Origin of the sequence: Microtetraspora sp. AC03309, from assembly GCF_020826795.1 — a bacterium.
Lineage (GTDB): Bacteria > Actinomycetota > Actinomycetes > Streptosporangiales > Streptosporangiaceae > Microtetraspora > Microtetraspora glauca.
On sequence record NZ_JADDIL010000193.1, the window covers coordinates 1 to 1548 of the forward strand.

1 protein-coding gene is annotated in these 1548 nt (G+C 63.8%); it reads right to left on the reverse strand.

Annotated features, from left to right (window positions below):
- Window positions 1-1548: FtsK/SpoIIIE domain-containing protein (locus IMZ11_RS42225; RefSeq protein WP_255708096.1), on the reverse strand; the 1548-nt coding region annotated here is incomplete at both ends.

The following is a 1548-nucleotide window of genomic DNA, read 5'->3' on the forward strand; positions in this document are numbered from 1 at the left end:
GTGCCAGGCTGCGCCCCCACCGGCAGCGGATCGTGCACGGTCAGCTGGTTGGGGATCACATCGAGATCGTCGACGAACAGATAGATCTTCGGCCCGTCGAACGTCCAGGTGTGCAGGTGATCCCAGCTGTCGGCGACCTCGGCCGGGGGTTTACGTTGATCGCACACCTGCGCTAGCGTCATGATCCGTTGCGCCATCTTCTCGAAATCCTGCTCGTAGTAGTCCTCTCCGTGCTCCAGGTACCGAGTCAGCCCCTTGAGGCGTTTCCGCCTATCGAAGATGCAGACGATGGCATCGTCCGGACCACGTCGCCTTGTCACGACACTGCGGACCATGTTCTCGATGAACGGAGTCTTTCCGTGATGGTCGTCGCCATACACCGCCAGCAGGGGCGACTCGGCGAAGTCGAACACCAACGGCTGCAGGTCGCGGCCACGCACACCGACTGCGTAACGCTCACCGTCAAGCTGCGGCAGCTTGGCTGCAGAGACATAGGTCGGAAGTAGCTGTGGCGCCGGAACGGCTCGCGCATTGGCATAGCGGTTCAACAACGCGGCGACGGTCTCTCGCACCTTGACGTCGAGCTCATTCATCGTGGCCTGGCCGTCGGTGCGACCGACAGCGAACCGAATCACCTCACCTGCCTGGGTGATGCCGCGCCCGGGCTGGTTGACGGGGATACGGTCCTGGGGGCGCATCATCTGGTCGTCGACACGCGCTCGGACCGTCGACTCGCTGGGTTTGGACAGCTTGAGCTCGTAGGTCACCGACACCTTGTTGTTGACCTCGTTGCTCAGCTTGATCCAGGACGCGGCAGTGACCATCAAATGGATCCCCCGGCCCGCGCCGGCAAGGCGATCCAGGTTCTTCTCGAAGGGATTCTTGGCGTTCATCAACGAGACGTTGTCGGTCACGAAGCCCTCATACCCGTCGACGATGACGAACAGGTCGATGGGATATCCGTCGTCGAGCGCAGCCTCCCCGGCACGCCGGCGGCGGCGGTATTCCTCAAGAGAACCAATGTTGTGCTCCTCGAACAGCTGTCGGCGGCGGGTGGCAATCGCGTCCAGGTCGGCGAACAGTCGCACGTTGAGTTGGTTGCGGTCACGGCCACCGATCGCGCCCATATGCGGCAGATCCTTCACGGTGCCCAGGCCGGGGCCGCCGTAGCCGAACGCGAAGAACCCGACTTCGGTCGGCGAGTACCGCGACGCGGCGGACAGGATGAATGTCTGCACCACCATCGACGCTTCTTCGGTGTCCTTGGCGAGCAGCAGGATGTTGCCGTCGTCGGCGCTGTAGTTGAGCAGTCCGTGGGTGAGTTGGCGTGGCATGTCGATCTCGCCGAGCGGCCACCACGGGCCACCGGAGCGCTCTGGCGCTGCTGCAGCCTCGGTGAGCACCTTGTCCAGGGGGATCGGATCGTCCAGCGGCGGTGCCCACAGCTGAGGTGCCCTCCTGCCGTAATGGGCAGCCAGCTGCGGTCCCACGGTCAACACCAGTGAGCGTGGCGGACCTTCGATCACCGACTCAGCGGCGATCTCCTCC